This is a genomic window from Micromonospora sp. GCM10011542 (assembly GCF_042650685.1).
In the GTDB taxonomy this organism is placed as follows: Bacteria; Actinomycetota; Actinomycetes; order Mycobacteriales; family Micromonosporaceae; genus Micromonospora.
In genome coordinates, this window is record NZ_JBHSBO010000032.1 from 109,464 (window position 1) to 134,639 (window position 25,176).

General features: G+C 72.3%; 26 protein-coding genes and 2 pseudogenes. 5 read left to right on the forward strand and 23 right to left on the reverse strand.

The annotated features are described in order from the left end of the window. Window positions 1–62: 62 nt before the first annotated feature. The 6 genes and pseudogenes from ACFOW4_RS11635 to ACFOW4_RS11660 form a co-directional block, all read right to left on the reverse strand. Window positions 63–1,040, reverse strand: a complete 978-nt coding sequence (locus ACFOW4_RS11635) for an NAD-dependent epimerase/dehydratase family protein (RefSeq protein WP_377526981.1) — start codon at window positions 1,038–1,040, stop codon at window positions 63–65. A gap of 92 nt (window positions 1,041–1,132) precedes the next feature. After that, complete coding sequence (locus tag ACFOW4_RS11640) at window positions 1,133–2,806, reverse strand: cation acetate symporter (protein WP_377526982.1); 1,674 nt, start codon at window positions 2,804–2,806, stop codon at window positions 1,133–1,135. Beyond that, the gene (locus ACFOW4_RS11645; RefSeq protein WP_377526984.1) at window positions 2,784–3,149 is read right to left on the reverse strand and encodes a DUF485 domain-containing protein; all 366 of its coding nucleotides are present in this window, start codon (window positions 3,147–3,149) and stop codon (window positions 2,784–2,786) included. Before ACFOW4_RS11645 ends, ACFOW4_RS11640 begins: the two co-directional genes overlap by 23 nt. A gap of 163 nt (window positions 3,150–3,312) precedes the next feature. Beyond that, a pseudogene (locus ACFOW4_RS11650) lies at window positions 3,313–3,858 on the reverse strand (flavin reductase family protein); the annotation flags it as partial. 33 nt (window positions 3,859–3,891) lie between these two features. Continuing rightward, window positions 3,892–5,580, reverse strand: a complete 1,689-nt coding sequence (locus ACFOW4_RS11655; protein ID WP_377527086.1) for an ABC transporter permease — start codon at window positions 5,578–5,580, stop codon at window positions 3,892–3,894. Continuing rightward, window positions 5,577–6,341: an ABC transporter ATP-binding protein gene (locus tag ACFOW4_RS11660; RefSeq protein WP_377526985.1), complete on the reverse strand. Its 765-nt coding sequence runs from the start codon at window positions 6,339–6,341 to the stop codon at window positions 5,577–5,579. The genes ACFOW4_RS11655 and ACFOW4_RS11660 overlap by 4 nt, the downstream gene beginning before the upstream one ends. Before the next feature lie 149 nt (window positions 6,342–6,490). Here ACFOW4_RS11660 and ACFOW4_RS11665 point away from each other — a divergent pair. Continuing rightward, window positions 6,491–6,607: pseudogene (locus tag ACFOW4_RS11665) on the forward strand (SigE family RNA polymerase sigma factor); the annotation flags it as partial. Between the two features lie 233 nt (window positions 6,608–6,840). Here the strand turns inward: ACFOW4_RS11665 and ACFOW4_RS11670 are convergent. From ACFOW4_RS11670 to ACFOW4_RS11725, 12 genes are all read right to left on the reverse strand, one after another. Next, entirely contained in the window at window positions 6,841–7,233 is a 393-nt protein-coding gene (locus tag ACFOW4_RS11670) for a hypothetical protein (RefSeq protein WP_377526987.1), read from the reverse strand. Window position 7,234: 1 nt separating this feature from the next. Beyond that, window positions 7,235–7,621, reverse strand: a complete 387-nt coding sequence (locus tag ACFOW4_RS11675; RefSeq protein ID WP_377526988.1) for a hypothetical protein — start codon at window positions 7,619–7,621, stop codon at window positions 7,235–7,237. 7 nt (window positions 7,622–7,628) lie between these two features. Beyond that, window positions 7,629–7,943: a hypothetical protein gene (locus ACFOW4_RS11680; RefSeq protein ID WP_377526989.1), complete on the reverse strand. Its 315-nt coding sequence runs from the start codon at window positions 7,941–7,943 to the stop codon at window positions 7,629–7,631. 77 nt (window positions 7,944–8,020) lie between these two features. Further along, window positions 8,021–8,530, reverse strand: coding sequence for an EndoU domain-containing protein (locus ACFOW4_RS11685; protein ID WP_377526991.1), 510 nt, complete (start codon window positions 8,528–8,530; stop codon window positions 8,021–8,023). Beyond that, window positions 8,523–9,017, reverse strand: a complete 495-nt coding sequence (locus ACFOW4_RS11690; RefSeq protein WP_377526993.1) for a hypothetical protein — start codon at window positions 9,015–9,017, stop codon at window positions 8,523–8,525. The genes ACFOW4_RS11685 and ACFOW4_RS11690 overlap by 8 nt, the downstream gene beginning before the upstream one ends. Window positions 9,018–9,023: 6 nt before the next feature. Beyond that, window positions 9,024–9,341 (reverse strand): hypothetical protein, encoded by a 318-nt coding sequence (locus ACFOW4_RS11695; protein WP_377526995.1) that lies wholly within the window; start codon window positions 9,339–9,341, stop codon window positions 9,024–9,026. Between the two features lie 4 nt (window positions 9,342–9,345). Then, a complete protein-coding gene (locus ACFOW4_RS11700) occupies window positions 9,346–9,774 on the reverse strand; it encodes a YbaB/EbfC family nucleoid-associated protein (protein ID WP_377526996.1) in 429 nt (142 codons plus the stop codon). A 59-nt stretch (window positions 9,775–9,833) separates the two neighbouring features. Then, window positions 9,834–11,474, reverse strand: a complete 1,641-nt coding sequence (locus ACFOW4_RS11705; protein WP_377526998.1) for a cation acetate symporter — start codon at window positions 11,472–11,474, stop codon at window positions 9,834–9,836. A 3-nt stretch (window positions 11,475–11,477) separates the two neighbouring features. Next, window positions 11,478–11,924, reverse strand: coding sequence for a hypothetical protein (locus ACFOW4_RS11710; RefSeq protein WP_377526999.1), 447 nt, complete (start codon window positions 11,922–11,924; stop codon window positions 11,478–11,480). A 45-nt stretch (window positions 11,925–11,969) separates the two neighbouring features. After that, the gene (locus ACFOW4_RS11715; protein ID WP_377527001.1) at window positions 11,970–13,772 is read right to left on the reverse strand and encodes a DUF4153 domain-containing protein; all 1,803 of its coding nucleotides are present in this window, start codon (window positions 13,770–13,772) and stop codon (window positions 11,970–11,972) included. Window positions 13,773–13,798: 26 nt separating this feature from the next. Next, on the reverse strand, window positions 13,799–14,800 hold the full coding sequence (locus ACFOW4_RS11720; protein WP_377527087.1) for an ATP-binding protein: 1,002 nt from the start codon (window positions 14,798–14,800) through the stop codon (window positions 13,799–13,801). Window positions 14,801–14,868: 68 nt separating this feature from the next. Continuing rightward, entirely contained in the window at window positions 14,869–15,546 is a 678-nt protein-coding gene (locus ACFOW4_RS11725) for a response regulator transcription factor (RefSeq protein WP_377527002.1), read from the reverse strand. A 162-nt stretch (window positions 15,547–15,708) separates the two neighbouring features. Here ACFOW4_RS11725 and ACFOW4_RS11730 point away from each other — a divergent pair, with 162 nt between their 5' ends. The 3 genes from ACFOW4_RS11730 to ACFOW4_RS11740 all read left to right on the forward strand — a co-directional run bounded on the left by ACFOW4_RS11730 (window position 15,709) and on the right by ACFOW4_RS11740 (window position 18,092). Then, the gene (locus tag ACFOW4_RS11730) at window positions 15,709–16,260 is read left to right on the forward strand and encodes a Uma2 family endonuclease (RefSeq protein WP_377527004.1); all 552 of its coding nucleotides are present in this window, start codon (window positions 15,709–15,711) and stop codon (window positions 16,258–16,260) included. Between the two features lie 61 nt (window positions 16,261–16,321). Beyond that, window positions 16,322–16,843 (forward strand): RNA polymerase sigma factor, encoded by a 522-nt coding sequence (locus tag ACFOW4_RS11735; RefSeq protein ID WP_377527005.1) that lies wholly within the window; start codon window positions 16,322–16,324, stop codon window positions 16,841–16,843. Beyond that, entirely contained in the window at window positions 16,830–18,092 is a 1,263-nt protein-coding gene (locus ACFOW4_RS11740) for a hypothetical protein (RefSeq protein ID WP_377527006.1), read from the forward strand. Before ACFOW4_RS11735 ends, ACFOW4_RS11740 begins: the two co-directional genes overlap by 14 nt. 73 nt (window positions 18,093–18,165) lie before the next feature. Here ACFOW4_RS11740 and ACFOW4_RS11745 read toward each other — a convergent pair whose 3' ends face one another. The 5 genes from ACFOW4_RS11745 to ACFOW4_RS11765 form a co-directional block, all read right to left on the reverse strand. Next, window positions 18,166–18,828, reverse strand: a complete 663-nt coding sequence (locus ACFOW4_RS11745) for a DUF5701 family protein (RefSeq protein WP_377527008.1) — start codon at window positions 18,826–18,828, stop codon at window positions 18,166–18,168. A gap of 63 nt (window positions 18,829–18,891) precedes the next feature. Then, on the reverse strand, window positions 18,892–19,653 hold the full coding sequence (locus ACFOW4_RS11750; protein ID WP_377527089.1) for a LytR/AlgR family response regulator transcription factor: 762 nt from the start codon (window positions 19,651–19,653) through the stop codon (window positions 18,892–18,894). Window positions 19,654–19,688: 35 nt separating this feature from the next. Further along, window positions 19,689–20,915 (reverse strand): sensor histidine kinase, encoded by a 1,227-nt coding sequence (locus ACFOW4_RS11755; protein ID WP_377527009.1) that lies wholly within the window; start codon window positions 20,913–20,915, stop codon window positions 19,689–19,691. Window positions 20,916–20,954: 39 nt separating this feature from the next. Beyond that, window positions 20,955–22,526 carry a sugar transferase gene (locus tag ACFOW4_RS11760; protein WP_377527090.1) on the reverse strand — a complete coding sequence of 524 codons (1,572 nt, stop codon included), beginning with the start codon at window positions 22,524–22,526 and terminating at the stop codon, window positions 20,955–20,957. A gap of 264 nt (window positions 22,527–22,790) precedes the next feature. Beyond that, window positions 22,791–23,651, reverse strand: coding sequence for an Fpg/Nei family DNA glycosylase (locus ACFOW4_RS11765; RefSeq protein WP_377527011.1), 861 nt, complete (start codon window positions 23,649–23,651; stop codon window positions 22,791–22,793). 136 nt (window positions 23,652–23,787) lie between these two features. Between ACFOW4_RS11765 and ACFOW4_RS11770 the strand changes: the two genes are divergently transcribed. Beyond that, window positions 23,788–25,083 carry a glycosyltransferase gene (locus tag ACFOW4_RS11770; protein ID WP_377527012.1) on the forward strand — a complete coding sequence of 432 codons (1,296 nt, stop codon included), beginning with the start codon at window positions 23,788–23,790 and terminating at the stop codon, window positions 25,081–25,083. Window positions 25,084–25,176 lie beyond the last annotated feature (93 nt).

The following is a 25,176-nucleotide window of genomic DNA, read 5'->3' on the forward strand; positions in this document are numbered from 1 at the left end:
GTAGCGAGAGCCACCGCCGCCCTCAGGCGACACTCAGCCACCGGCGGTGTCCCGCCGGCCGGTTACCCTAGCCGCGAACGGAAGTACTCGATCGTGCGTCGCAGGCCGTCTTCGGGCGCCACGGTCGGCTCGTAACCGAGCAGGTCGCGCGCAAGGGCCAGGTCCGGGCGGCGCATCTCCGGATCGTCCGCGCTGCGGGTGATGTAGGTCACCTGCGAGGTGCTGCCGGAGAGCGACACGATCAACTCAGCCAGTTGCCGCATGGTGAGCTCGTGCTCGGTGCCGCAGTTGATCGGGCCGGTCTCGGTCGAGTCCAGCAGCAGCAGGATGCCCCGCACCAGGTCCTCGACGAAGCAGATGGACCGGGTCTGGTTGCCGGTGCCGTGCACGGTGATCGGCTCGCCGCGCAGCGCCTGGGAGATGAAGGTGGGGATCGCCCGGCCGTCGTCCGGACGCATCCGCGGGCCGTACGTGTTGAAGATCCGTACGATCGCGGCGTCCAGCCCCCGGCTGCGGTGGTAGGCCATGGTGGCCGCCTCCGAGAAGCGCTTCGCCTCGTCGTAGACGCTGCGGATCCCGATCGGGTTGACGTTGCCCCAGTACGTCTCGCGCTGCGGGTGCTCCTTCGGGTCCCCGTACGCCTCCGAGGTGGACGCCATCAGGAACCGGGCGCCGTCGGCGAGTGCGCGGTCCAGCAGGTGCAGGGTGCCCACCGAGCCGACCCGGAGGATCTCCACCGGAAGCTTCTCGAAGTCGGTCGGGCTCGCCGGGGAGGCCATGTGCAGGATCGCGTCGAAGCGCTCGGCCAGCGCCGGGTGGTGGGTCGGCAGGCCGTCGGAGATGTCCGCCTCGACCAGGGTGAAGGTCGGCTTCTCCAGCAGGTGGGCGACGTTGTCCTTCGAGCCGGTGACGAAGTTGTCCAGCGCGACCACCGTGCAACCCCGCGCGATCAGGGCGTCCACCAGGTGTGACGGGACGAAGCCGGCGCCGCCGGTGACGAGGATGCGGTGACCGGAACCGAAGCGCGCAGCAACCTTCATGCCGGCCAGCCTACCCAGCGCCGAAAGGTAAGGAAGGGCCCCCTGTTAACGCCTGGCGTTGTACAGGGGGCCCCTCCTAACACGAGTCGGGATCAGTGGGCGCCGGCGCCGGTGAGGGCCCGGACCTCCAGCTCCGCGTACTTCGCCTCGTCGTGCTCCTTGGAGATGATCGTGCCGATCCATCCGCACAGGAAGCCGAACGGGATGGAGATGATGCCCGGGTTCGACAGCGGGAACCACTGCCAGTCGTGCTTCGGGAACATCGACGTCGCCGCCCCGGACACCACCGGGGAGAAGAACACCAGCACCACGGCGGCGAGCAGGCCACCGTAGATCGCCCACACCGCGCCGGAGGTGTTGAACCGCCGCCAGAACAGGCTGTAGAGGATCGCCGGCAGGTTGCCCGAAGCGGCGACCGCGAAGGCCAGCGCCACCAGGAACGCGACGTTCAGGCTTTGCGCGAAGATCGACAGGGCGATCGCCACGGCGCCGATCACCAGGGCGGAGACCCGGGCGACCGTCACCTCCTGCCGCTCCGACGCCTGCCCCCGCTTGATCACGTTGGCGTAGAAGTCGTGCGCCAGGCTGGACGAGGAGGCCAGGGTCAACCCGGCCACCACCGCCAGGATCGTGGCGAAGGCGACGGCCGCGATGATCGCCAGCAGGGTGGCACCGCCCAGGTCACCGCCGAGGAAGTCCACGCCCAGCGCCTCGGCCAGCTGCGGCGCGGCGGTGTTGCCGGCCTTGTCCTGCGCGGTGATCGCCTGACCGCCGACCAGCGCCGCCGCGCCGAAGCCGAGCGCGAGGGTGAGCAGGTAGAACGTGCCGATGATGCCGATCGCCCAGAGCACGCTCTTGCGGGCCGCCCGGGCGGTCGGCACGGTGTAGAAGCGGATCAGGATGTGCGGCAGGCCGGCGGTGCCGAGCACCAGCGCGATGCCCAGCGAGAGCAGATCGACCTTGTTGTAGAAGGTCTGCGTCGAGTTGCCGGCCACCTCGACGCCGTACCGCAGTCCCGGTTCGAGGAACGCGGCCCCCTTGCCGGAGGACGACGCGGCGTCGCCGAGCAGCGAGGAGAGGTTGAACTTGTACTTGGCCAGCACCAGCAGGGTCATCACCAGCGCGCCGCCCATCAGCAGGAACGCCTTGACGATCTGCACGTAGGTGGTGCCCTTCATGCCGCCGACCGTGACGTAGATGATCATCAGGGCGCCGACCATGATGATGGTGGCCACCTTGGCGGTGTCCGCGTCCATCCCGAGGAAGGTGGTGCCCGGCTTGATGCCGAGCAGCAGCGCCACCAGCGCGCCCGCGCCCACCATCTGGGCCAGCAGGTAGAAGATCGACACGGTGATGGTGGAGACGGCCGCCGCCGTGCGGACCGGACGCTGGCGCATCCGGAAGGCCAGCACGTCGGCCATCGTGTACCGGCCGGAATTGCGCAGCAGCTCCGCGACCAGCAGCAGTGCCACCAGCCAGGCGACCAGGAAGCCGATCGAGTAGAGGAAGCCGTCGTAGCCGTACAGCGCGATGATGCCGGCGATGCCGAGGAACGAGGCCGCCGACATGTAGTCGCCGCCGATCGCCATGCCGTTCTGGAAGCCCGAGAAGGACCGGCCGCCGGCGTAGAAGTCGGTGGCGGTCTTGGTCTGCCGGCTGGCCCAGATGGTGATGGCCAGGGTCACCGCTACGAAGACCAGGAAGAGCGTGATGGTGAGGTTGCGGGCGGTGGTGCTGCCCGCCTCAGCCGCGAGGACCGTCATCATGGGTCACCTCCCCGATCTCGGCGCGGATGCGGTCGGCGACCGGGTCGATCTTCCGGTCGGCGTACCGGGAGTAGAGCCAGGCGATCAGGAACGTGGAGACGAACTGGAGCAGGCCGAAGACGAGGGCGACATTGATGTTGCTGCCGAAGAGCTTCGTGCCCATGAAGTCCCGCGCGTACGCGGAAAGGATGACGTAGAGCGCGTACCACAGGAAGAACGCGACGGTCATCGGGAAGACGAAGCCGCGCAACGCGCGCCGTAACCCGGCGAACTCGTCCGACCGTTGTACGGCCAGGTACCGGTCCGGCTGGGAAGCGGTCGGCGCGGGTGTGTCCGTGGACATCTGTGGATCACCACCTTCACAGGCGTCGGGAGTTTCGCGCACCGTAGAGAGCGCGCTCCCCGCCGGGGAAGGCTGAGATCGACACCGGTCGGTGAGTGCGCCGAGCGGTTGGTTGGCTGCGCCGAGTGACCCAGGTCACTGCGATGACCGGTCCGGGTCGGACTCAGTCGCGCAGCTCCTGGTACCGGCCGCGGTAGTGCAGCAGCGGCGCCGTCTCGTCGGCCAGGTCGACCGCCTCGATGGTGGCCTCCACCAGCAGGCCCCAGCCGTACTCCCGGGCGCTGTCCAGCCGGCAGCCGGCCCACCCGCCGGCGTCGGTCGGGACCGGGCCGTACGGAGTGTCGGTCCACGGCCCCGTGGCGAAGAGCCCACCCGGAGAGGGGAACAGGCCGGCGAACCGGTCGGCGAGCTGCCGGTGTGGCGGGCCCAGAGGCGCCACCGCGAAACGACCCGCCTCCTCCACGGCCGCCCACAGGTCCGACTCCGGGTCGATCAGTCCGAGCAGCCGGTCCGGCTCGCCCTCGGCGACCAGGGTGGACGAGACCGTCAGGCCGGCCGGCCCGGGCGCCGTCCAGAGCGTCACCGGCGCGGCGAGGCGACCGCGCAGCCGGCGTACCGGTGAGCGTTGCCCGGCCGGAACGGCGAACGGATCGGTGTGGTGGATCTCGGCACCCGGCTCCTGATTCACGTGAAACATTGTGCCGCCCCGGGCCGTCCCCCACCTCGGAAGCCCTCCGCCGGGTCAGCGGCGCGGCGTGACCGTGGAGAGCAGCTCCGGCTGGCGCCGGTCCAGCACGTCACCGGCCAGGTACGCGCCCAGCAGTGCCGCGCCCAACCCGTACGCCGCCCCGACCGGGAGGGCCAGCCAGAGCCAGGCGTCGCCGAGCAGCCCGGCGGCCACCACCATCGGCACCGCGACCACTGCCGAGATGAGCATGGACAGCATGGTGAGCAGACTCTTCGCCATTCCCGCGCCGGTGTTCATCGCGAACGGGTTGCTGGTCTCCGGCAACGAGTACGCCCCGAGCACCGAGACGTAGCTGTTCACCGCCAGCCCCGCGCCGTAGGTCGCGGCCAGGGTGCCGACGGTCAACCCGGTCCAGCAGGGCTGCCGCAGCACCAGCGACAGCACCACCGCGACGACCCCCAGCATCGGCAGCACGTACACCGAGAACGCCACCATCCGCGCGCGCAGCTCCAGTCGGCCGGGCACCCCGGCCACCACGTTCGCGGCGTACGCGCTGCCGTCGAAGCCGAACTGGTTGGCGAGGGTGGCCGAGGCCAGCACACCGACGAAGAGCATCGAGAGGGTGACCAGTACGGGAGACGAGTCGGCGGTGGGGGTCAGGCCCGGCCCGCCGTCCGCCCCGAAGCCCGCGCCACCGAGGTTGACCATCACGGGTACGAAGATGCCGACCACCGCGATGGTGATCAGGTTGGCGCGGCGTCGCGCGTCGCGCCACCAGTAGCGGGCCTCCCGGGCGACCAGCGCGCCGAAGCGGCTCCGCGGCGCCCAACCGACCATGCGCGGGAAGAGTTGCGCCACCGCGCCGCCGCTGACGCCCCGTTGCGTCGGCGCGGGGCCGGCACTCACTGCGCCGACCATGGCCGACTCCAGGGAACGCGACCACCAGACCAGCAGCGCGGCGAGCGCCGCGAGCGTGATCAGCAACTTGACCGGGGCGGCCCAGACCCGGCCCTGGGCCACGTCGATGCCGACGGTCCACGGGGCACCGAGCGGCGTCCAACCCAGCACGGTCGCCGCGCCCGACAACCGGTCCCAGTCCGCGCCCCGCAGCGCGGCGGCCCCGAAGATCTGCAGCGGCCCGAGCAGCGCCGCGGCCACCGCCAACAGCACGGCCGCCAGGTCGCGGACCCGACGTGAGCGCAGCATGCTGGCGAAGGCGCTGGTCATCGCGCGACTGGCCGCGACGCAGAGCAACACCCCGGCGACCACGCCGACGGCGGCGACCACCGCCGCCGACCATCCGCCCAGCGCCGCCGCGCTGACCACCAGACCGGATGCGGCGATCAGCACCGCTACCGCCGGCACGCTGAGCAGCGCCGCGGCGAACAGGCCGGTGACCAACGTGCGACGCGTCAGTGGCAGCAGCGCGAAGCGGGCCGGGTCGAGCGTCTCGTCCACCCCGAAGAAGACCAGCGGCAGCAGCAGCCAACCGAGCACCAGCAGCCCGCCGCCGCCCGCCGCGAGGAGGATCGCGTACCGGCCCGTACCTGACAGGCCGGGCAGGGCGAAGAGGAAGAAGCCGCTGGCCGCGACCCAGAGCCCGAACAGCGCGCCGAACACGAAGAGTGCGACACGCCAGCCCTGGCCGCGGAAGTTGTTGCCCATCACCCGCAGCTTGAGCCGGACGAAGTGCCGGGCGGAGACGGCGCGGACCGGCCCGGCCGGCGGCGCCGCCACGGTCATCGAGACAGCCACGACAGCTCCTCGCCGGTCGCCGTGCGCCCCCCGACCACCTCGACGAAGACCTGCTCCAGGGAACGGTCGCCGCGCACCTCGGCGATCGTGCCGACCCGCTTGATGACGCCCTCCGCGAGGATCGCCACGTGCGAGCAGAGCCGCTCGACGACCTCCATGACGTGACTGGAGAAGACCACGGTGCCGCCGCCGGACACGTACCGGCTGAGGATGTCCCGGATCAGCGCTGCGGAGACCGGGTCGACCGCCTCGAACGGCTCGTCCAACACCAGCAGCCGGGGGCCGTGCAACAGCGCGCAGGCCAGACCGATCTTCTTCTTCATGCCGGCCGAGTAGTCCACCACCAGGGTCCGGCCGGCGTCACCGAGTGCCAGCACGTCGAGCAGCTCCGCCGCCCGCTGGTCGACCACCGCCGGGTCCATCCCGCGCAGCAGACCGTGGTACGCCAACAACTCCGCGCCGGTCAGCCGGTCGAAGAGCCGCACGCCGTCCGGCATGACCCCGAGCAGCCGCTTCGCGCCGACCGGATCCCGCCACACGTCGTGCCCCAGCACCCAGGCCGACCCGGCGTCCGGCCGGAGCAGCCCGACCGCCATCGACAGCGTGGTGGTCTTGCCGGCGCCGTTCGGGCCGAGCAGGCCGTAGAACGAGCCGGCCGGAACGTCCAGATCGACACCCGCCACCGCTACGGTGCCGTCGAACCGCTTCGCCAGGCCGCGCAGCGCGAGCGCGGGGTGGTCACCAGTCATGCCCCGACGCTATCCGTCCGCCGCCACCCGCGCGCTCCCGCCGCAGGTGGACTTCCGGTCGTCTCCCAGACGTACGGGCGTCAGGGGCAACCGGTCCACCCGGCGGCGGGTGACGGTGGCAGGACCCACGGCGGGGAGGGACTTTGGACGTGGACGTGGACGAGGGGTTCGAGGACTTCTATCGAACGACCAGGCACCGGGTGGTCACCGTGCTCTACGCGCTCGGCGGCGACCTGAACGAGGCGCAGGACGCGGCGCAGGAGGCGGGCGGGTGACCTGCTGGCCCAGGTGCGGATGCCCGGCGACACCCGACCGGACGAGGCGCGCACGTACGCGCGATTGGTGGCGAACCGGCTCTGCGCCGACACCGACGCCTGCTGACTCCCGCCGGTCCGATCGCGGCGCCGGCGTCGACCAGTACCCCGGCGGCGCCGCAGCCGGCCAGCCCGCGCCACCAGAAGCCGAACTCGCGCAGCGCCGGGAGAGGAACCGTCTGCCCTCAGAACGACGGGCGCGGATGCGGGCGACAGTTCCGCTCCTCCCAGCGGGTGATCGCCGGATCGCGTCCCGGTTTCGCCGCCAGGAGTCGCCAGTACTGCGCCACCACCCGACGGGTCTCGCCGAGCGGATAGTGGGCGCTGAGCACGTCCCGCCAGAGACATTGCAGGTCGACCCCCTCCGCGCTCAGCTCGGCGGCCCAGGCGTTGCCCTCCCAGCTCTCGCTCACCTTGCGCCCGGCTGCGATGTCCTCCAGATCGGCCAGCAGGTCCAGGCACGAGTCGTGCACGCTCTGGATGTCGTCGGTCAACCACATCCCCAGGCAGGCCAGTCGGCGGTCCGTGGTGCGGTACTTTGCTGTCCCGTTCACGGACCAGTAGAACTCCAGCAACACGTCACAGTCCCGGGTAGGGGTGCTGGCGACCGTTGTCGCGCTCCCATTCGGTCACGGCTCGGGCGCGGTCCGGATCGTCGGCCAGCAGTCGCCAGTACTGCTCGGCGGCACGCCGAGCCTCCGCCAGGGGGTGATGGGCCGAAAGGTCTTCCACCCAGAGGTTCTGCAGGTCGACGCCGGTGGCGCCGATCTCGGCGGCCCAGGCGTTGCCCTCCCAGCTCTCGGTCTCCTTCCGCCCGGTAGCGATGTCCTCCAAATCAGCGAGAAGGTCGAGGCAGATCTCGTGCGACGACTGGATGTCACCCGTGAGCCACATGGCAAGGCACTTCATCCGGGCGTCGCTGCGGAAGGCGACGTGTCCGGTCTCGTCCCGGTGGAACTCGACCAACACGGCCTCAAAGCCCCGGATAGGGGTGTTCACGACCGTTGCGTTCCTCCCAGCGCGCCAGCACCGCTGCCCGGCCCGGCTCGGCAGCCAGAAGTCGCCAGTACTGATCCGCGATCCGGCGGGTTTCGGCCAGCGGGTAGTGGGCGGCAAGTTGGTCTCGCCACAGGTTCTGCAGGTCGACGCCGCTCGCGCTGATCTCCGCAGCCCAGGCGTTGCCCTCCCAGCTCTCGGTCTCCTTCCGCCCGGTAGCGATGTCCTCCAGGTCGGCGAGTAGGTCGAGGCAGGTACTGCGGTCGGCCTGCACGTCTCCGGTCAGCCACATTCCGATGCACTCCAGCCGCGAGTCCTTCGTGCGGTACTCGGCCCGTCCGGTCTTGGTCCAGTAGAACTCGATGCTGCTCAGGGAGTACCTCCAGGACGACGCAGGACTGGATAACCGTGGCTGAGTTTGCCACTCTCCGGGTCGTAGAAGCCTTCCAGGTTGACGCCCCGGAAGGTGCTCGACCAGCGACCCGTCTTCGGATCCTTGACGACGTCCGGTGCCTCGAAGCCGCGGCTGACCGCACGATCCACCTGCTGGGGCGTCCAGTCGTCGGGGAAGAACGTGCTGCCACCACGTTTCTGCCGCCATGCACCGGTCCGACGGTTCTGGAAGGCGACCTCGCCGCGATAGACGCCACTCTTGGCGTCTCTCTCCGTGACCTCGATCAATTTCGCGCCGGGCGGGTCGATGCCGCCCGGGCGGTGGTGCCATCCGGATGCCCGGCCGTCCCGCTCGCCGAGCAGGGTGTGCCGGAGCCGTTCCGGCGTCATGCCCTCCGTCCGCTGCCCGTGACGAGCGCGCTTGCGCTGCTTGCGCAGGTGCGACAAGGCCGCGCGGATGAACTTGCCCCGGGCGCGTTTACCCATCGATCAGCTCGGTCACGACCTGGTCGATGAGCAGACCGACGATCTCGCGGGTGATCATCTGGAAGATCGGGATCTCGGCCAGCGACGCCCCGAACGTCACCACAGCGGTCGCCACCGCCTGCGCTATCTCGATGGCCAGGATCACCAACTGCACGATCACCTGGATCTTCAGGGCCAGCACGATCGCGCCGACGATCATCAGACCGGTGCCGGCCAGGGTGGCGGCCAGCGCGCCGTCCTCCAGGACCGGCACCGGCCCGTCCTGCCCGGTCCAGTACTGCTGGAACGCGTCGATGTCGGCGCCGGCGTTGCCCGCACCGACCGGCTGGGCGGCCTGCGCCGCCTCCGCGGTGAGGGCGTGCAGGGTCTGGCTGAACTCGAGCCAGCGCTGCCCCATCTCGAAGAGCGCCGTCTCGTCCGCCAGCGGCCAGTCGTACCCGATCATGCCCAGGACGCTCACCAGCTCGCCCGGCAGTTGCAGCCCCACGTCAGCTCACCCCAACTCCTGGCCGAGCCCGGTCAGACGCGCGGCGATGGCCCGCTCGTCCTCCTCGACGAGGTGCGCCATCCGGTTGAGGTCGACGCCGACCACGCCGAGTTCCTCGATCGCGGATTCGAAGCACTCCGCGGCGTACGCGGTGACCTCCTCGCAGGCCGCACCGATCAGGCTGCCGATGTCGTCGTCGCCCCACGGCGCACCGAACCCCTGTAGGTCGGCCAGGAACGTGCGCAGCTCGGTGAGGAAGCGGTCGGAGACGTCCTGAAGGTTGGTGCCGGCGGCGCGTAGCCCGTCGGGGTCGACGGCCCGCACCACGTCAGGGCCGCCGACCGGAGGAGAGCCGCTCCTGCACCCCGCTGAGGGTGTCGATGAAGCCCTGCAACTGCGGTACCGCGCCCCGCTGCAGCTCGCGCAACTGCTCCAGCATGGCGGTCGTGTCCGGTGTGGTGGTGGCGTCGGCCAGCGCCGTGCGCAGGTCCGCCAGGGCGGCGTTGGTGGCCGTACGGATCTCCTCGGCGAGGCTCTCCGAGGCCGACCGCATCAGCCGCGGGTCGATCCACACCGACTCGATCTGCCCACCGGCGAGTGCCACCACCCGGACCATGCCGTCGGCGGCCTCGCCGACGCCCTGCAGCGGCTGGGCCGCCTCCTCCGGTTGGTCCGTCGCGTCGCCACCGACGCCGGCACGACCGAGCGTCGCCAGCATCTCCGAGATCGACCTGCCCAGATCCGAGGGGTACGTCACGAGCGGCAGTGTAGCCAGCGGGCCATCGTCCGCTCAGCCCCGAACCGGTGTCGGGAGCTCTACAGCCGCAACGCCTCCGGGGCGTGCAGGCGGAGCATCGTGGCGCCGACGTCGGCCGGTGCCCGGCGGCGGGTGGCCATCGAGACCACCACCATCACGGTGAACGCCAGCGGCACCGTCCAGGCGGCCGGCTGGGCCGTGAGCGTGGCCGGCCAGCCGGAGAGCGGCGGACCCAGCACGGTGACCAGCACCGCGCCGATCGCGGCGCCACCGCCAGCCAGCACACCGGCGGCGGCGCCCAGGTCGGTGAGCCCCCGCCACCAGATGCCGAGCACCAGCAACGGGCAGAAACTCGACGCGGCGACCGCGAAGGCCAGCCCCACCACCTGCGACACGTCCAGTCCGGACACGCGCAGCGCCAGCACCGCCGGCACACCCCCGGCGATGACCGTGGCCAGCCGGAAGCCGCGTACCGAACCTCGGCCCAGCACGTCCGTGGAGATCACCCCGGCCACGCTGGTCAGCAGCCCGGACGAGGTGGAGAGGAAGGCCGCGAACGCGCCCGCGGCGACCAGGGCGGCGAGCAGCCGCCCGGCCAGCCCGTCGCCGAGCGCCGCGCCGGGCAGCAGCACCACCACGGCGTCGGTCTGGCCGCTGACCAGCAACTGCGGGGTGTAGATCCGGCCGAGCACCCCGTACAGGGTGGGCAGCAGGTAGAAGGCGCCGACCAGGGCCAGCACGACCAGGGTCGTCCGGCGGGCCGCCGCGCCGTCGGGGTTGGTGTAGAAGCGCACCAGCACGTGCGGCAACCCCATGGTGCCGAGGAAGGTCGCCAGGATCAGCGAGTACGTGGCGAACAGACCCCGGTCGTCGTCGCCGGCCGTGCTGGGCAGCAGCCAGTCCCCGGCGTCGGTGGCCACCCCGGACACCTCCGGCACCGGGTCACCCGCGGCGAAGCTCAGCTCGTCGCCGGGGCGTACCTCCCGGATGTCACCGTCGGGCAGGGTGAGGGTCGCGCGGTGCTCGACCACGACGGTGGTCGCGGCCCGGAAGGTCGGGCCGTCCGGCGGGGTCACCGCCGGCCGGGCGTCGGCCTGCCACTGCAACGCCAGGAAGATCGCCGGTACGGCCAGCGCGGTCAGCTTCAGCCAGTACTGGAACGCCTGCACGAAGGTGATGGCCCGCATCCCGCCGAGCGCCACGTTCGCGGTGACCACGGCGGCCACCAGCAGCGCGCCGACCGGGTACGGGGAACCGGCCACCGTGGCCAGGGTGAGCCCGGCGCCCTGGAGCTGCGGGACCAGGTAGAGCCAACCGATGAAGATCACGAAGATGGTGGCCAGGATCCGCAGCCGGCGCGAGCCCAGCCGCAGCTCGCAGAAGTCGGGCAGGGTGAACGCCCCCGAGCGGCGCAGCGGCGCGGCCACGAAGAGCAGCAGGGCCAGATAACCGGCGGCGAAGCCGACCGGATACCAGAGCACGTCCACGCCGTACTTGAGGACCAGGCCGGCGATGCCGAGGAAGCTCGCCGCCGACAGGTACTCCCCGCCGATCGCGGCGGCGTTCCAGGTCGGGCTGATCGCCCGGGACGCGACCAGGAAGTCCGAGGTGGTCCGGGCCAGCCGCAGCCCGTAGAAACCGATCCCGAGGGTGACCAGGGTGACCGTGACGATCGCCGGGACGACGTACCCGTTGCCCACCGCTCAGCGCTCCGGCCGTTGCACCAGGTCGGTGAAGTCCTGCTCGTTGCGTTCGGCCAGCCGCACGTACGCCCAACCCACCGCGATCAGGAACGGGAAGGAGACCACGCCCAGCAGCAGCCAGGGCAGGTTGACGCCGGCGACGGTGGTCCGGCCGAGCGACGGCGCGATGGCGAACAGCCAGGGCAGCCCGCCGAGGCCGATTGCCACCACCAGGGAGAGCCGTACCGCCAGCGCGAGCTGGGCCCGGACCAGGCCGCGGACCAGCGCCTCGCCGACCTGGGTCTGCTGGGTCAGTTCGGTGCGGGTCCGCTCGGCACGGCTGTCCCGCCGGGACACCTCGGCCAGCACCACGCGGGTGCGCCCCGACGGCTTCGCCGGCCGTGGACCGGGTATCGGAGCGGCCCGCAGGGGCCGCTCCGGTACGCGCGGCTCACCGACTCCGGTCATCCCGGCAGTCTCGCCTGCCCACCGGGAATGTCAAGCGCGGCCGGCTCACCAGCGCGGCAGCAGGCACCCCCCGGCCTCGTTCCGCCCGAGCACCGCCCGCGCCTGTGCCCGGCCCGCGTTCGCGGCCCACCAGCCGTCGGTGGGCAGGTCCGCCGCGATCTCCCGCAGCGCGCAGGAGCGCATCGGCTCGGGCAGCCGGTCCAGCGCCGGCACGGCGTCCGCGGAGAGCCCGGACAGGTAGCCCACGTCCAGCCGCTCGCTCTGCTGGTACCGGTCGATGTTGCGTTCGGCGATGAACCGGTCCGGGTTGAGTGCGGCCAGGCCGAGGAGGGCGACCACGGCCGCGGCCAGCACCAGCCGCGGCAGCCAGCCACCGCGCAGCCGCATCGCGGCCACCCCGACCAGCACGAAGAGCAGCCCGAGCCAGATTTCGACGGTCGCCACGACGAGCCGCAGCCGGGTGGCCCCGTACGCGTCGGCGTACACCTGCATCCGGTACAGCGCCGAGGCGACCACGACCAGGCTCAGCGCGGCCAGGGCACCGACCAGCAGCCGGATGAGGATCCGCTCCGCGCGGGTGCGCCGGGGTGCCCAGCGGAAGACGCCGCCGATCACCAGCAGGGTGAGCGCGGAGACGACGAGCAACTGCCAGAAGCCGCCGCGGGCGTAGGTGGCGTAGGTGAGTCCGCTGGTGCGCAGCACGTGGCCCGAGCCGCCGAACAGCACGGTGAGCTGCACCAGCACGAAGGCGGCGAAGAGCAGGTCCAGCAGCGCCAGCGGCAGAGCCCACTCCAGTCGGTGGACGGTCCGGCCGGGGGTGACCGCCAGGCCGTCCAGCTCCGGCGGCGCGGCCAACAGGTACGCCCCACCGAGCAGTGCCGCGCCGACCAGGAGTACGCGGAACACCCAACCGACCACCCCGGGGGTCGACACGTCCGGCAGCAGACCGGTGAGCAGGTCGGCGAAGACGGCGTCGGCCGAGGAGAAGAGCAGCCCGAAGACCAGGAGCAGACCGGCGGTGACGGCGACCGTGGCGAGGCCGCGCCCGATGCTCGGGCCGTTCGTGCCGGACCTGGGCAGCCCCCGCGCCGCCCAGGGCAGTGCCCGCGCGGTGGCGGCCGGCGGCAGCAGCACCGCCACGAGCATCCCCGGCACCGAACGGCCACCGACCACCGCGAGGGTGGTGGTGGCGACGGCCGCGAGCAGGCAGAGCACGAACAGCCAGCCGGCTGCCCGGAGGGTCCCCACCCCGACCAGGGCGAGTGTGGCGGCCGCCCAGGCCAGCCGGACGGCCCGCCCCGACGCCCCCGTGGCGCCGGGACGGGCGGCCACGGCGCCCCCCGTGGTGGTGCTCGCCGCCGGTATGGCGGCCGGCGTGCCGGTGCTCGCCGGTCCGGAGACCGCCGGCCCGGGGGTGAGCTTCGCCGGCGTCGGTGGTCGGGACGCGATGGCTGCTGCGGCCGGTGCCGCCGGTGCACCGGCGGCCGCTGTTGGCGACGGCGCCGCCGGCGCTCCAGGTGGCGCCACTGCTCCGGGTGCGCCCGTTGGACCCGGTGCCGTCGGTGCCGCTGGCCGAGGCGCCACGGTGGCCGCCGGCCGAGGCCGAACGGTGGCCGCCGTGCCGAGAGCGCCGGCGCCGGCCACGGCTGCCAGCAGCCAGCCGAGTCCCGGTCGGTCCAGGGGTACGACCGAGGCGCCGACCGTGGCGGCGACCGCGACCGCGCCGAGCACCAGCGGTCGGGCCGGCCCGCTGGGACCGGGCCAGCGTCGCTGGAAGAAGGACGGGGGGCGGGGCACGGGCGGGGTCGGCGGCCAGGGCCCGACACCGGTGCCAGCGGGTGCGGGCATCGGGCCCGGTCTGACGGGTGCGCTGGTCATACGGCCTCTTCTCGGATACGTGCGGTACGGGGAAGGGTCACCTCGACGCGGCAGCCGGGACGGTGAGCGCGGGCCGGCCCCGCCGCGTCGGCGACGCGGATGCTGCCGCCGTGCAGCTCGACCACCCAGCGGGCGATGGCCAGGCCCAGCCCGGTCCCGCCTCCGGCGGTCCGCTCACCGCGGGTGAACCGTTCGAAGACCAGGGACCGTTCCGCCGCGGGGATGCCCTCGCCCTCGTCGGTGACCTCGAAGTGCAGGTGGCCGGCGCGCTCCTCGGCGGTGATCAGCACCGTGCCGCCGGCCGGACTGTGCCGGGCAGCGTTGTCGAGCAGGTTGGCGAACACCTGGTGCAGCCGCCACGGGTCGCCCTCGAGCGTCAACGGGGTGGGCAGTTCCCGCAGCCGGAACCGCACGTCGCGACCGGCGCCCGCCGCGCTGGCGACGGCGTGCTCCACCGCCTCGTCGAGGAAGTCGGCGACCTCGATGCGGACCCGGCGCAGGGGGACGACACCGGCGTCGAGGCGGGACAGGTCGAGCAGGTCCGCGACGAGGTGGCCGAGCCGTTCGGTCTGGGCGAGCGCCGCCCGCAGCGCGGCCGGCTCCGGGCTGGCCACCCCGTCGACCAGGTTCTCCAGTACGCCCTGCAACGCGGTGATCGGTGTCCGCAGCTCGTGCGAGACGTTGGCGATCAGCTCCCGGCGGCGCTGGTCGGCGGCGGCCAGGTCCTCGGCCATCTTGTTGAACGCCTGCGCCAGTTCGCCGACCTCGTCCCGGGAGGTGGCCCGCACCCGCCGGGTGTAGTCGCCGCGGGCCATCGCCCCGGCGGCGGCGGTCATCTCCCGCAGCGGGGACGTCATCCCGTGGGCCAGCACCTGCGAGGTGACCAGCGCGATGCAGATGACGGTGATCGACGTGCCCGGTGGCAGCCAACCGATGCCGTACCAGAAGTAGCCGATGGCGACGGCCCAGGAGGCGACCAGCAGAACGCCGAGCTTCATCTTGATCGAGCGGACCGGGTCGAGCGGCCGGGGCAGCACCTCGTCCAGCCAGCGCACCAACGGGCCGGTCACGCGGGCACCTCCAGGGCGTACCCGACGCCGTGGACGGTCCGGATCAGGTCGGCACCGAGCTTGCGCCGCAGCGCCTTGACGTGGCTGTCCACGGTGCGGGTGCCGGTGCCGTCGGCCCAGCCCCACACGTCGGCGAGCAGTCGCTCCCGGGGCAGCACCGTGCGCGGCCGGCCGGCCAGGTGGACGAGCAGGTCGAACTCGGTCGGGGTGAGGTGCACCTCGGCGCCGTCCTTCACCACCCGACGTTCGGTGGGGCTGATCTCGATGTCGCCGAGCCGGACGCTGGCCGGCGGCGCGGTCGCCGCCCGTTCCATCCGGCGCAGCAGCACGTGCACCCGCGCCGCCAGTTCCCGCATCGAGAAGGGCTTGGTGAGGTAGTCGTCGGCCCCGACGGCCAACCCGACCAGCAGGTCCGTCTCGTCGTCGCGGGCGGTCAGCATCAGCACCGGCACCGGTCGGTCGGCCTGAATCCGCCGGCACACCTCCAGGCCGTCGAACCCCGGCAGCATCACGTCCAGGACGACGAGGTCGTGCCGCCCGTCGCGGAACCGCTCTACCGCGCTGGGACCGTCGGCGGCGATGTCCACGGTGAATCCCTCGGCGCGCAGCCGGGCGGCGACCGACTCGGCGATGGTCCGTTCGTCCTCGACCACCAGGATCCGGCGTTCGTTCATGGGCACTGACTGTAGGGAGCCGCCGTGGAGATCGGTGGCGCGCGTTGTGAACAACCTGTGGAGAACGGCTCACTCCTGTGGATAACCCGGTGGATGAGCGTGGGTTCGTTGTGGACGACGGGGTGGGGTGCCAGGGTGGGCCGGTAGGAAGGAGGTGTGACGGTGACCAGCCCTGCTCGGCCCGGTCGCGACGGCGCCTGGACGGTGGACGACCTCCAGGACCTGCCCGAGGACGGCCAGGACTACGAGATCTTCGACGGGAGTCTGCTCGTGTCCCCCCACGCGGACGTCTTCCACGGCGCGGTCGCCAACCGCCTCCGCCGCCTCCTGGATCGCCAGGCCCCCGCCGGTCTCCTCGTCGGGCAGGACATCGGCGTCAGCGCGAAGCGCTCGTCGTACTTCGTCCCCGATCTCTTCGTCGCGCGGGAGAGCGCCCTGGATGAGGGCGGTGCGGCTCTCCGCCCCGCTGACGTGCTCCTGGTGGTCGAGGTGATCTCGCCGAGCAACGCCGGTCGGGACCTCGTGCTCAAACGACACGAGTACGCGGTCGCCGGCATCCCCCGCTACTGGCTGGTGGAGCCGCGCAAGCAGACCCTCACCGTTCTGGAGAACGTCGGCGGCGTCTACCGGGAGACGGCCGCCATCTCCGGCACCGAGACCTACCGGGCCGATCAGCCGTTCCCTCTCACGCTGGCCCTGGCCGACATCTTCTGACCACCGCACCGGAACCTTCTGCCCCGCCGAGGAGTGGGACAGGTGGAGAAGGGAGGTGACGGTGTCCGACGGTGATCTGATCTCCGAGCTCTACGCCGGCTGTTTCCGCCGCCTGGTGGTCCAGTTGTACGCGGTGACCGGCGACCTCAACGAGGCGCAGGAGGCGGTACAGGAGGCGTTCACCCGTGCGCTGGCCGCGCCCGGGCGGTTCGCCCGGCTCGACAACCCGGAGGCATGGTTGCGTCGGGTGGCGGTGAACGTCGCCCGCACCCGGCACCGCAGACGGCGCGTGCTGGACGGGCTGCTGCGTCGGATCGGCCCGCCGCCGGCCGTCGCCGACCGGTCACCGGAGCATCTGGCGCTGCTCGCCGCGCTGCGCGGGCTGCCCGAGGGGCAGCGGCACGCGCTGGCCCTGCACTACCTGGTCGACCTGCCGGTCGACGAGGTCGCGGCGACTCTGGGCGTCTCGCCGGGCACGGTCAAGTCCCGGTTGTCCCGGGGTCGGCAGGCGCTGGCGGCGCTGCTCACCGACTCCGACGTCAGCGACAGCACGAACACCGGGAGGATCGATGTCCGATCGTGAGTTCACCGGCTTCGACGTCGACACGGTCGCCGACGCCGTCCGCCAGCCACCCCTGGACGACCTGTGGACGGCAGCGCGGGCCCGCCGTCGGCGGCGTACCAGTGGGGTGGCGCTCGTCCTGGTCGTCGCCCTGGCCAGCATGGCGATGCTGCCCCTGGTCGGCAACACCGGCCGGGGCGACTGGACCGGCCCGGACCAGCCGCCGGTCAAGCCGGACCGTGGTGGCGAGCTCTTCCTGACCGGGCCGGAGTCGGGCGTCCTCGTGGGGGTGTGGGACGGCGACGACGGTTGCCCCACCGTGCGGTTCCGACACACCGACGACGGCGGGCGCAGCTGGACCGGCGAGAAGGCAACCCGTTACCGCAGCAACCGGTGCGACACGGACGCCCAGGGGAACTCGCCGGCCCACCCCGAGTTCTCGGTGCTGGGGCAGCGCTCCTACCTGATCCTCGACGGCGACCAGCTCCAGCTCTCCACCGACCACGGCCGCACCTGGCGGGACGCCGAGCAGGCCATGGTGACGGTGTCCGCTTTCCCGACGAAGGCGCAGCCGGTGTTCTGCCAGTGGGGCAGGGGCTGCGGGGCACTGCGCGAACCGGTGGCGGTGGACCCAGCGACGGGGACGGTGTACCGGCTGCGCGGCAAGCCACCGTCGCCCTATCCGCCCTCCAGCATCTATCCGAGCGCCGACGGATCCATCTGGGTGACCTACTGGCCGGGTGACACCGACGTGATGGTGGTCGCTCGGAGCGCGGACCGGGGAGCCACCTGGACCACCTGGCGACCGGCCAAGGGTGCGCAGGTGATCGCGGTGACCGGGGTCAGCATGCAGGAGGCGTACCTGCTGATCGCGCCTTCGCCGCGCCCCGGTTCCGACCCGATGGAGGTCGAGGGCACGTCGCAGCTGCTGCGTACCACGGACGGCGGGCGGACCTGGGTGGACATGGGCACCGACCTGCCCAACTCCCTGGAGACCCGGTTCCTCGTCGTTGGCTCGGACGGTTCCCTGCTGCTCACCGAGGCGGGAAACATGCAGCCCGCCAGCAGCAGGTCGAAGGCCATGGTCAGCCGGGATGCCGGGCGACACTTCACGACGGTCCGGGAGTACGACCGGCGCGAGGGCGGGGTCGGTGCCTCGCCCGGATACGTCTGGCTCTACGGCCGGGACGACATGACGGTGATGGGTGCGGACCACGTACAGCTGACCGGCGATGGGAAGACATGGACCCGCTTCCCGCTTCCGGACTGAGCACCGCCAGACGTGCGGCGGGGCCGGTGGCACTGCCACCGGCCCCGCTCCCATCCCCCGTCAGCTGACCTGTTCACGTCCGGCCGACGCGCTCCGGGCGGGCCGAGGCGGAGCCGAGCCAGGTGTGCGGGTTGCCGTACCAGCACCACCCCAGCTTGGGCGCGCCCTGACTGATCCAGAGCGCCGGCACCCGCTTGTCGCCGCAGCGGGACCCGACCAGCGAGAAGCACCGGTTGCTGGCCAGCGCGGCCGGGTAGAGCGTGATCAGGGCGATGCCCTCGTCGATGGTGAGTGGCAGCCGGCCCTGGCCGGTCATCTCCTCCAGCGCGGTGACGGGTGGCAGGTTGCGGAACTCCTCGCCCCGGTCGACGTCGAAGAGCAGGTACGCCGGCCCGGCCGGCACCTCCAGCTCCTTGATCGGGTGGAACGTCGGCAGGTCGTCGAGGGGGAAGTTGCGGTCGAGGAAGCCGGGCTTGCGCTTGCCGGCCAGCGTGGTGATCTCCAGGCGTGGCGGTACCGGGATGAGCTCCCTGGTGGTGACCAGCAGGAACGGCACCCGGGCATCGGTGGGGGCGGGCAGGCCGGCCGCGCCCTCGACGGCGGCGGCCCGCAGTGGCGTGACCAGGTCGCGGAAGGTGTCCTCGGACAGCTCGGCCAGGGCGGGATAGCCCAGCTCCACCAGCCGGTATAGCTGGCGGTCGAATTCGGTCCCGGCGTCGAACGGAGTATCGGTCACGGCGGCCTCCTGGGAGTCGTACGTCGTAGCGTACAACGTACGGCAGGAGCCCTTATTCCCGAGTCAGCGGTTCCAGTCCTGCTTGGCCGCCCGGACCAGTTTGTCCTTCAGCTCCCGCGTGTGCCGCCGGCTCACCGGCAGCTCGGTGGAGTCGATCACCACCACGTACCCCGAGTTGACCAGCCGCAGCTCCGCGATCAGCTTCAACTGGACCAGGTAGGACCGGTGCACCCGGACGAAGCCGGCGTCCGCCCACCGCTCGGCGAGCGTGGCCAGCGACACCCGCACCAGGTGGGAGCCGTCCCCCGTGTGCAGCCGGGCGTAGTCCCCCTGCGCCTCCACCCAGCGCACCGCCGAGCGGGGCAGCATCCGGGTGGTGCCGGCCAGCTCGATCGGGATGGTCGGGTCCTCCTCGGCCCGGGCCAGGGCCGCCGGATGCGACGGGACCACCCGGGAACCGATCACCCGGCGCAACGACTCGGCCAGCCGTTCGGCGCGCACCGGCTTGCGCACGTAGTCGGTCGCGCCCAGGTCGAAGGCGTCCACCGCCCCGTCGTCGTAGGCGGTGACGAAGACGATCGCCGGTGGTCGGGCGAACCGGCGCAGCACCCGGGCCAGCTCCATCCCGTCCAGCCCCGGCATCCGGATGTCCAGGAAGACCACGTCCACGTCGCCGTCGCGCAGCAGCCGCAGCGCCTCGGTGGCGTCGCCGGCGGTGTGCAGCCGGGCCACCCGGGGATCGGCCCGCAGGTGGTACGCCAGCTCGTCCAGCGCGGGTGGCTCGTCGTCGACCGCCAGCACGCGCAGGAAACCGGACGTGCTCACCGCGCCGGTCCGGTCGGTTCGCTCGCTGCGCTCGCTCACGAGCCGGCCCGCACGCCGGGGTGGAACTTCGGCACCCGCATGCTCACCTTCGTACCCGAGCCCACACCGGTCTCCACGACCAGGCCGAAGCGATCCCCGAAGACCGACCGCAGCCGCTCGTCGACGTTGGAGAGGCCGACGTGCTGGCCCGTCTCGTCGCCCGGGTCTCCGCTGCCGCGGGCCAGCTCGGCGATCCCGGCGGTCAGCGTGGTCGGATCCATACCCACCCCGTCATCCTCCACCGTGATGTGGCACTCCGCGCCCGCGTCCCGGGCCTCGATGCTCACCATGCCCGTGCCCGGCTTGCGGGACAACCCGTGCCGGACCGCGTTCTCCACCAGCGGTTGCAGGCAGAGGAACGGCAGCGTCACCGGCAGCACCTCCGGGGCGATCTGCAACCGCACCTGCAACCGGTCGCCGAACCGGGCCCGTTCGATGGTCAGGTAGCGGTCGATCGAGCGCAGCTCCTCGGCCAGCGTGGTGAACTCCCCGTGCGCTCGGAACGAGTACCGGGTGAACTCCGCGAACTCCAGGATCAACTCCCGGGCGCGCTCCGGGTCGGTGCGGACGAACGAGCCGATCGCGGTCAGCGCGTTGTAGATGAAGTGCGGGCTGATCTGCGCCCGCAGCGCCCGTACCTCGGCCCGGGCCAGCCGCTCCCGCGACGAGTCCAGCTCGGCCAGGGCCAGTTGGTTGCCGGCCCAGTGCGCGGTCTCCAGGGTGGCCTGTACCAGCCCGGGCGCCGGCGGGCCGTCGGCCACCGCCACCAGCGCCCCGACGACCCGGTTGTCCGCGCCGTGCAGCGGGGCGATCACCGCCCCGCGCACCGGGCAGTCGACCCGGTCGCAGTGCAGCTCGGACTCGCCGAGCACGGTCGAGCGGGCGTTCGCCACCGCCCGCTGGGCCGCCGCGAGCAGCTGCGGAGCGTGGTGGGTGCCGCGCCCGTCCAGAGCGAGCAGCGTGTCGGCGTCGGTGAGCGCCAGCCCGGCCGCGCCCACCAGCGCCCGCAGATGACGTACGGCCTTCGCCGCGCCCGCCGCGCTCAGCCCGGCCCGCAGCGGCTCGGCCGCCAGTCCGGCGGTGTGCAGCACCTCGTAGGTGGCCCGCTGGGTGGCGGTGGCGATGCCCCGGCGGGCGCGCAGCCGCAGCACCGCCCACAGGGCCGCGGTCAGCGCGGTGACCAGCGAGACGACGCCGACGACGGCGGACAGGTTGCCACTCACGCAGCGATCCTGGCCCCTTCGGCCCGCCGCGCCAAGCCCCTAGTACGCGCCCTTGCGGGCGAGCACCACCCCGACGGTGCGCCAGAGGATGCTCAGGTCGTACGCCAGCGACCAGTTGTCGACGTAGTAGAGGTCCAGCCGGACCGCCTCGTCCCAGGACAGGTCGGAGCGACCGGAGACCTGCCACAGGCCGGTCATCCCGGGGCGGACCAGCAGCCGGCGGCGTACGTCGCCCAGGAAGTCGCCGTCGTCGGCGGGCAGCGGCCGGGGGCCGACCAGCGACATCTCGCCCCAGAGCACGTTGATCAGCTGCGGCAGCTCGTCCAGCGACGAGGCGCGCAGGAAGCGGCCCACCGGGAAGACCCGGGGGTCCTGCTTCATCTTGAACAGCATGCCGTCGGTCTCGTTCTGGTCGGTCAGGCTCGCCAGCCGGTCCTCGGCGTCGACGTACATCGTCCGGAACTTCCAGACCCGGAAGGTGCGCCCCTCGTGCCCGACCCGGGGCTGGCGGAAGAAGACCGGCCCGGGGTCGGAGATCCGGATCGCTACGGCGATGGCCAGGAAGATCGGGATCAGCAGCAGCAGGCCGAGGCCGGCGGCCACCCGGTCCATCAGGTTCTTCGCCAGCAGCGCCGGCCCGGAGAGGGTCGGCTCCTCGACGTGCAGCAGCGGCAGGCCCTCGATGGGCCGGATGTGCACCCGGGGACCGGCGATGTCGGTGAGCTGCGGAGCGACCACCAGGTCGACGCCGGAGCCCTCCAACTGCCAGGCCAGCCGGCGCAGCTCGCCCGGCTCGGCGCTGGCCGACCCGCAGACCGCGATGGTGTCGCCGCCGACCTCGCGGACCAGGGCGAGGACGTCCCGGCCGGCGTACACCGGCACCGGGGTCGGCATCCCGCGGGCCGCCGCGTAGCCGTCGGTGATGTGGATGGCCACCGGCACCAGCCCGGCGGCCGGGCTGCGGGTGACCGCCGCGTAGACCTCCAGGCACTCCGGCAGGGTGCCGACCAGCACCATCCGGTGCGCGGCCTGGCCGGCCCGCCGCCGGATGTAGTGCAGCGCCCAGCGGGACACGAACCGACCCCAGAGGATCAGCAGCGTCGCACCGACGAGCGCCGTGCCCACGGTGAACCGGGAGAGCTGGGTCACGGTGGAGAAGGCGAGGAAGGAGACGCTCGCGGCCACCGTCACCGAGGCGCGGATCACCCGCTTGAACTCGTCCGGGCCGAGCCCCAGGTAGCGCCGGTCGTAGGCCCGGTTGCTCCAGAGGATCACCACCCAGCCCAGCGGGAGCAGCAGGTACGAGACGGTGTGGAACCAGGTCGGGTCCTGCTTGGTGCCGGAGAACCCGGAGGCGGCCTGGTCGAACAGCTGGATGGCGATCCAGCTGGCGAACGCCGCCGCGCCGAAGTCGAGCAGCAGCAGGATCGCGATGTAGGGGCGGTGCCAACGCGATACGCGGCGGCCGGCGCGAGCCCACGCCGACCGGGGTACGCCGTTGTGCGACGACGGCGTCGGCGGCTGGATCTCGAAGCTGTCGACGTGCCGCACGAGTCTGCTCCGGCCTTCGTTGGTTACCGGGCGCTGGAGGCTTGTCGTCACCTCACCCATGTCCTCCCGCATGACACGTGCCGCTCACTCGCAGTGAGGGCCCGGGTCGCCCACCGTCCCAGTCTCCCACGCGGGCCTTGGCCGGTCGCCACCCCGAAAGAGATTGGCGCCCGACGGTACCGGCGGGATCTGGCCGGCTCCGTACCATTTCAGAAGCCGGGGACCGGGCCACTATACCGATGGATAAGCAACTCGGGAGAGCGGTGCGCCGGAGCTTCGCCGCAGCGCCGCCGATTCCACTCCGTAGTCGCCGGGTGGGATTACTCACCGTACAAGACGGGACAACCGTCGGTCAGCGAGCGGCTTGCCGCCGGTCTGGCAGGTCGGGCAGTACTGCAGGCTGGAATCGGCGAAGGAGACCTCGCGGACGGTGTCCCCGCAAACCGGGCAGGGCAGCCCGGTGCGGGCGTGCACCTTCAGCCCCGAGCGCTTCTCGCCCTTCAGTTCGGCGGCCCGCTGGCCCAGGGACCGCTCCACCGCGTCGCCGAGCACCTGCCGGGTGGCGGCGTGCAGGGTGGCGAGCTGGGCGTCGGTCAGCCGGTCGGTGATCGCGAACGGGGACAGTTTCGCCGCGTGCAGGATCTCGTCGGAGTACGCGTTGCCCACCCCGGACAGCACCGCCTGGTCGGTCAGCACCCCCTTGACCTGCCCGCGCCGACTGCGCAGCCGCTCGGCGAAGGTGGGCAGGTCCGCGGCGAGCGCGTCCGGGCCGAGCTTGGCCACCCCGGGCACCGCCGACGGGTCCGTGACCAGGTACGCGGCCAGCTTCTTCTGCGTGCCGGCCTCGGTCAGGTCGAACCCGGAGCCGTCGTCGAGGCGTACCCGCAGTGCGATCGGCCCCTTGCCGGGGCGCAGCGGGGTGGACGACGCAAACGCCTCCCGGTAGTGCAGCCAGCCGGCCCGGGCCAGGTGGACCACCAGGTGCAGGTCGCCGTCGAAGACCACGTCGAGGAACTTGCCGTGCCGGCGGGCGTCGACCACCGTCCGGCCGGTGACCGCGGTTGGTGCCGGGTCGTACGTCTTCAGGGCGCTGATCGCGGCGACCTCCAGCCGGTCGACCCGCCGCCCCACCGCGCGCTGTCGCAGGTAACCCGCGAGCGCCTCAACCTCCGGTAGTTCGGGCACGACCCAACGGTAGCCTTCTTTCCGGTGAGCGCGAGGAATGAGCTTGCGAGTTCCTGCCGCGAGCGCGAGGAGTGAGCTTGCGAGCCCCGCAGTCGCGAGCAGGAGCCGGCACGACCGCGAACGAAAGGCGAGCTCTGTGAGAATCGTGGTGGCACACAACCGGTACCGGGAAGCCCAGCCGTCCGGCGAGAACATCATCGTCGACTCGGAGATCGCCCAGCTCACCGCGGCCGGCGTCGAGGTGCTGCCGTTCATCCGAAGTTCGGACGAAATTCCGTCGATGTCGAAGGCGGCCAAGGCCCTGCTGCCGATCTCGCCGATCTGGGCGCCGCGCGCCCAGCACGACCTGAGCCGGCTGCTCACCGAGCACCGGCCGGACGTGCTGCACCTGCACAACCCGTACCCCCTGCTCTCGCCCTGGGTGGTGCGGACCGCGCACCGCCACGGCGTGCCCGTGGTGCAGACGGTGCACAACTACCGGCAGGTCTGCTCCTCGGGGATCTACTTCCGCGACGGCGTGATCTGTCAGGACTGCAAGGGCCGGGCGCTGGGCGTGCCGGCGATCAGGCATCGCTGCTACCGCGACTCGGCGGCGCAGAGCGCCCTGATGGCGACCACCCTGGCCGTGCACCGTGGCACCTGGCGGTCGGTGGACCGGTTCGTCGCGCTCACCTCGGCCATCGCCGACCACCTCCGGGATTACGGCATTCCGGACGAACGGATCGTGGTGAAGCCCAACGCCGTGCCGGACCCGGGGCGGCCCGCGCCGCTCGGCGACGGGTTCCTCTACATGGCCCGGCTGTCCCCGGAGAAGGGCGTCGACCTGCTGCTGGACGCGTGGCGCCGGCATCCGGTGGGCGCGCTGGGCACGCTGCGCGTGGCCGGCGACGGCGAGCTGCGCCCGCTCGTGGAGGCCGCCGCCGCCGAGCGACCCGACGTGCTCTACCTGGGCCAGCTCGACCGGGCCGGGGTACGCGCGGCGGTCGAGGCGAGTGCGGTGGTGATCGCCGCCTCCATGTGGCACGACGTGCTGCCGACCGTGATCATCGAAGCGTTGGCCAGCGGTCGGCCGGTCCTCGGCACCGCGTTGGGAGGCATCCCGTACCTGATCGGGGCGGACGGCCCGCGCGAGCCCGTCGGCACCGGGCCGGCCGCGGTCGCCTCCGCCGTCGCGGGGGGCGGCGGCCTGGCCTCCGCCGAGGCCGGGGGTGGGTCGCCGCTGCCTGCGGGTGTGGTCACCGGGACCGCCGGCTGGGTGGTGCCTCCGGAACCGGCGGCGCTGGCCGCGGCCCTGCCGGTCGCCCGGGCCGGTGCTGCGGCGCTCGCCGGGCCGGCGCGGCTCCGCTACGAGCAGACCTTCCACCCCGACGTGGTCACCAAGCGCCTCCTCGACATCTACGCCGGCCTGTCCCACACCGCCCGCCGCCCCTGACCCTGCCCGCGTCTGCCGCTTGTCCCCTGCCGGCCCGGCGGTGCGGGCCACCGCGAGCGATATGCCGCAGAGGCATATTCATAACTCTCCGGC

Coding starts and splice junctions, on each gene's coding strand:
- ACFOW4_RS11660 (WP_377526985.1), bottom strand. CDS start 6,341: ATGACTGGTGACCACCCCGCGCTCGCGCTGCGCGGCCTGGCGAAGCGG.
- ACFOW4_RS11640 (WP_377526982.1), bottom strand. CDS start 2,806: ATGATGACGGTCCTCGCGGCTGAGGCGGGCAGCACCACCGCCCGCAAC.
- ACFOW4_RS11710 (WP_377526999.1), bottom strand. CDS start 11,924: ATGACCGGAGTCGGTGAGCCGCGCGTACCGGAGCGGCCCCTGCGGGCC.
- ACFOW4_RS11645 (WP_377526984.1), bottom strand. CDS start 3,149: ATGTCCACGGACACACCCGCGCCGACCGCTTCCCAGCCGGACCGGTAC.
- ACFOW4_RS11720 (WP_377527087.1), bottom strand. CDS start 14,800: ATGAAGCTCGGCGTTCTGCTGGTCGCCTCCTGGGCCGTCGCCATCGGC.
- ACFOW4_RS11740 (WP_377527006.1), top strand. CDS start 16,830: ATGTCCGATCGTGAGTTCACCGGCTTCGACGTCGACACGGTCGCCGAC.
- ACFOW4_RS11680 (WP_377526989.1), bottom strand. CDS start 7,943: ATGTGGCTGACCGGAGACGTGCAGGCCGACCGCAGTACCTGCCTCGAC.
- ACFOW4_RS11715 (WP_377527001.1), bottom strand. CDS start 13,772: ATGCCCGCACCCGCTGGCACCGGTGTCGGGCCCTGGCCGCCGACCCCG.
- ACFOW4_RS11685 (WP_377526991.1), bottom strand. CDS start 8,530: ATGGGTAAACGCGCCCGGGGCAAGTTCATCCGCGCGGCCTTGTCGCAC.
- ACFOW4_RS11725 (WP_377527002.1), bottom strand. CDS start 15,546: ATGAACGAACGCCGGATCCTGGTGGTCGAGGACGAACGGACCATCGCC.
- ACFOW4_RS11760 (WP_377527090.1), bottom strand. CDS start 22,526: ATGGGTGAGGTGACGACAAGCCTCCAGCGCCCGGTAACCAACGAAGGC.
- ACFOW4_RS11635 (WP_377526981.1), bottom strand. CDS start 1,040: ATGAAGGTTGCTGCGCGCTTCGGTTCCGGTCACCGCATCCTCGTCACC.
- ACFOW4_RS11655 (WP_377527086.1), bottom strand. CDS start 5,580: ATGACCGTGGCGGCGCCGCCGGCCGGGCCGGTCCGCGCCGTCTCCGCC.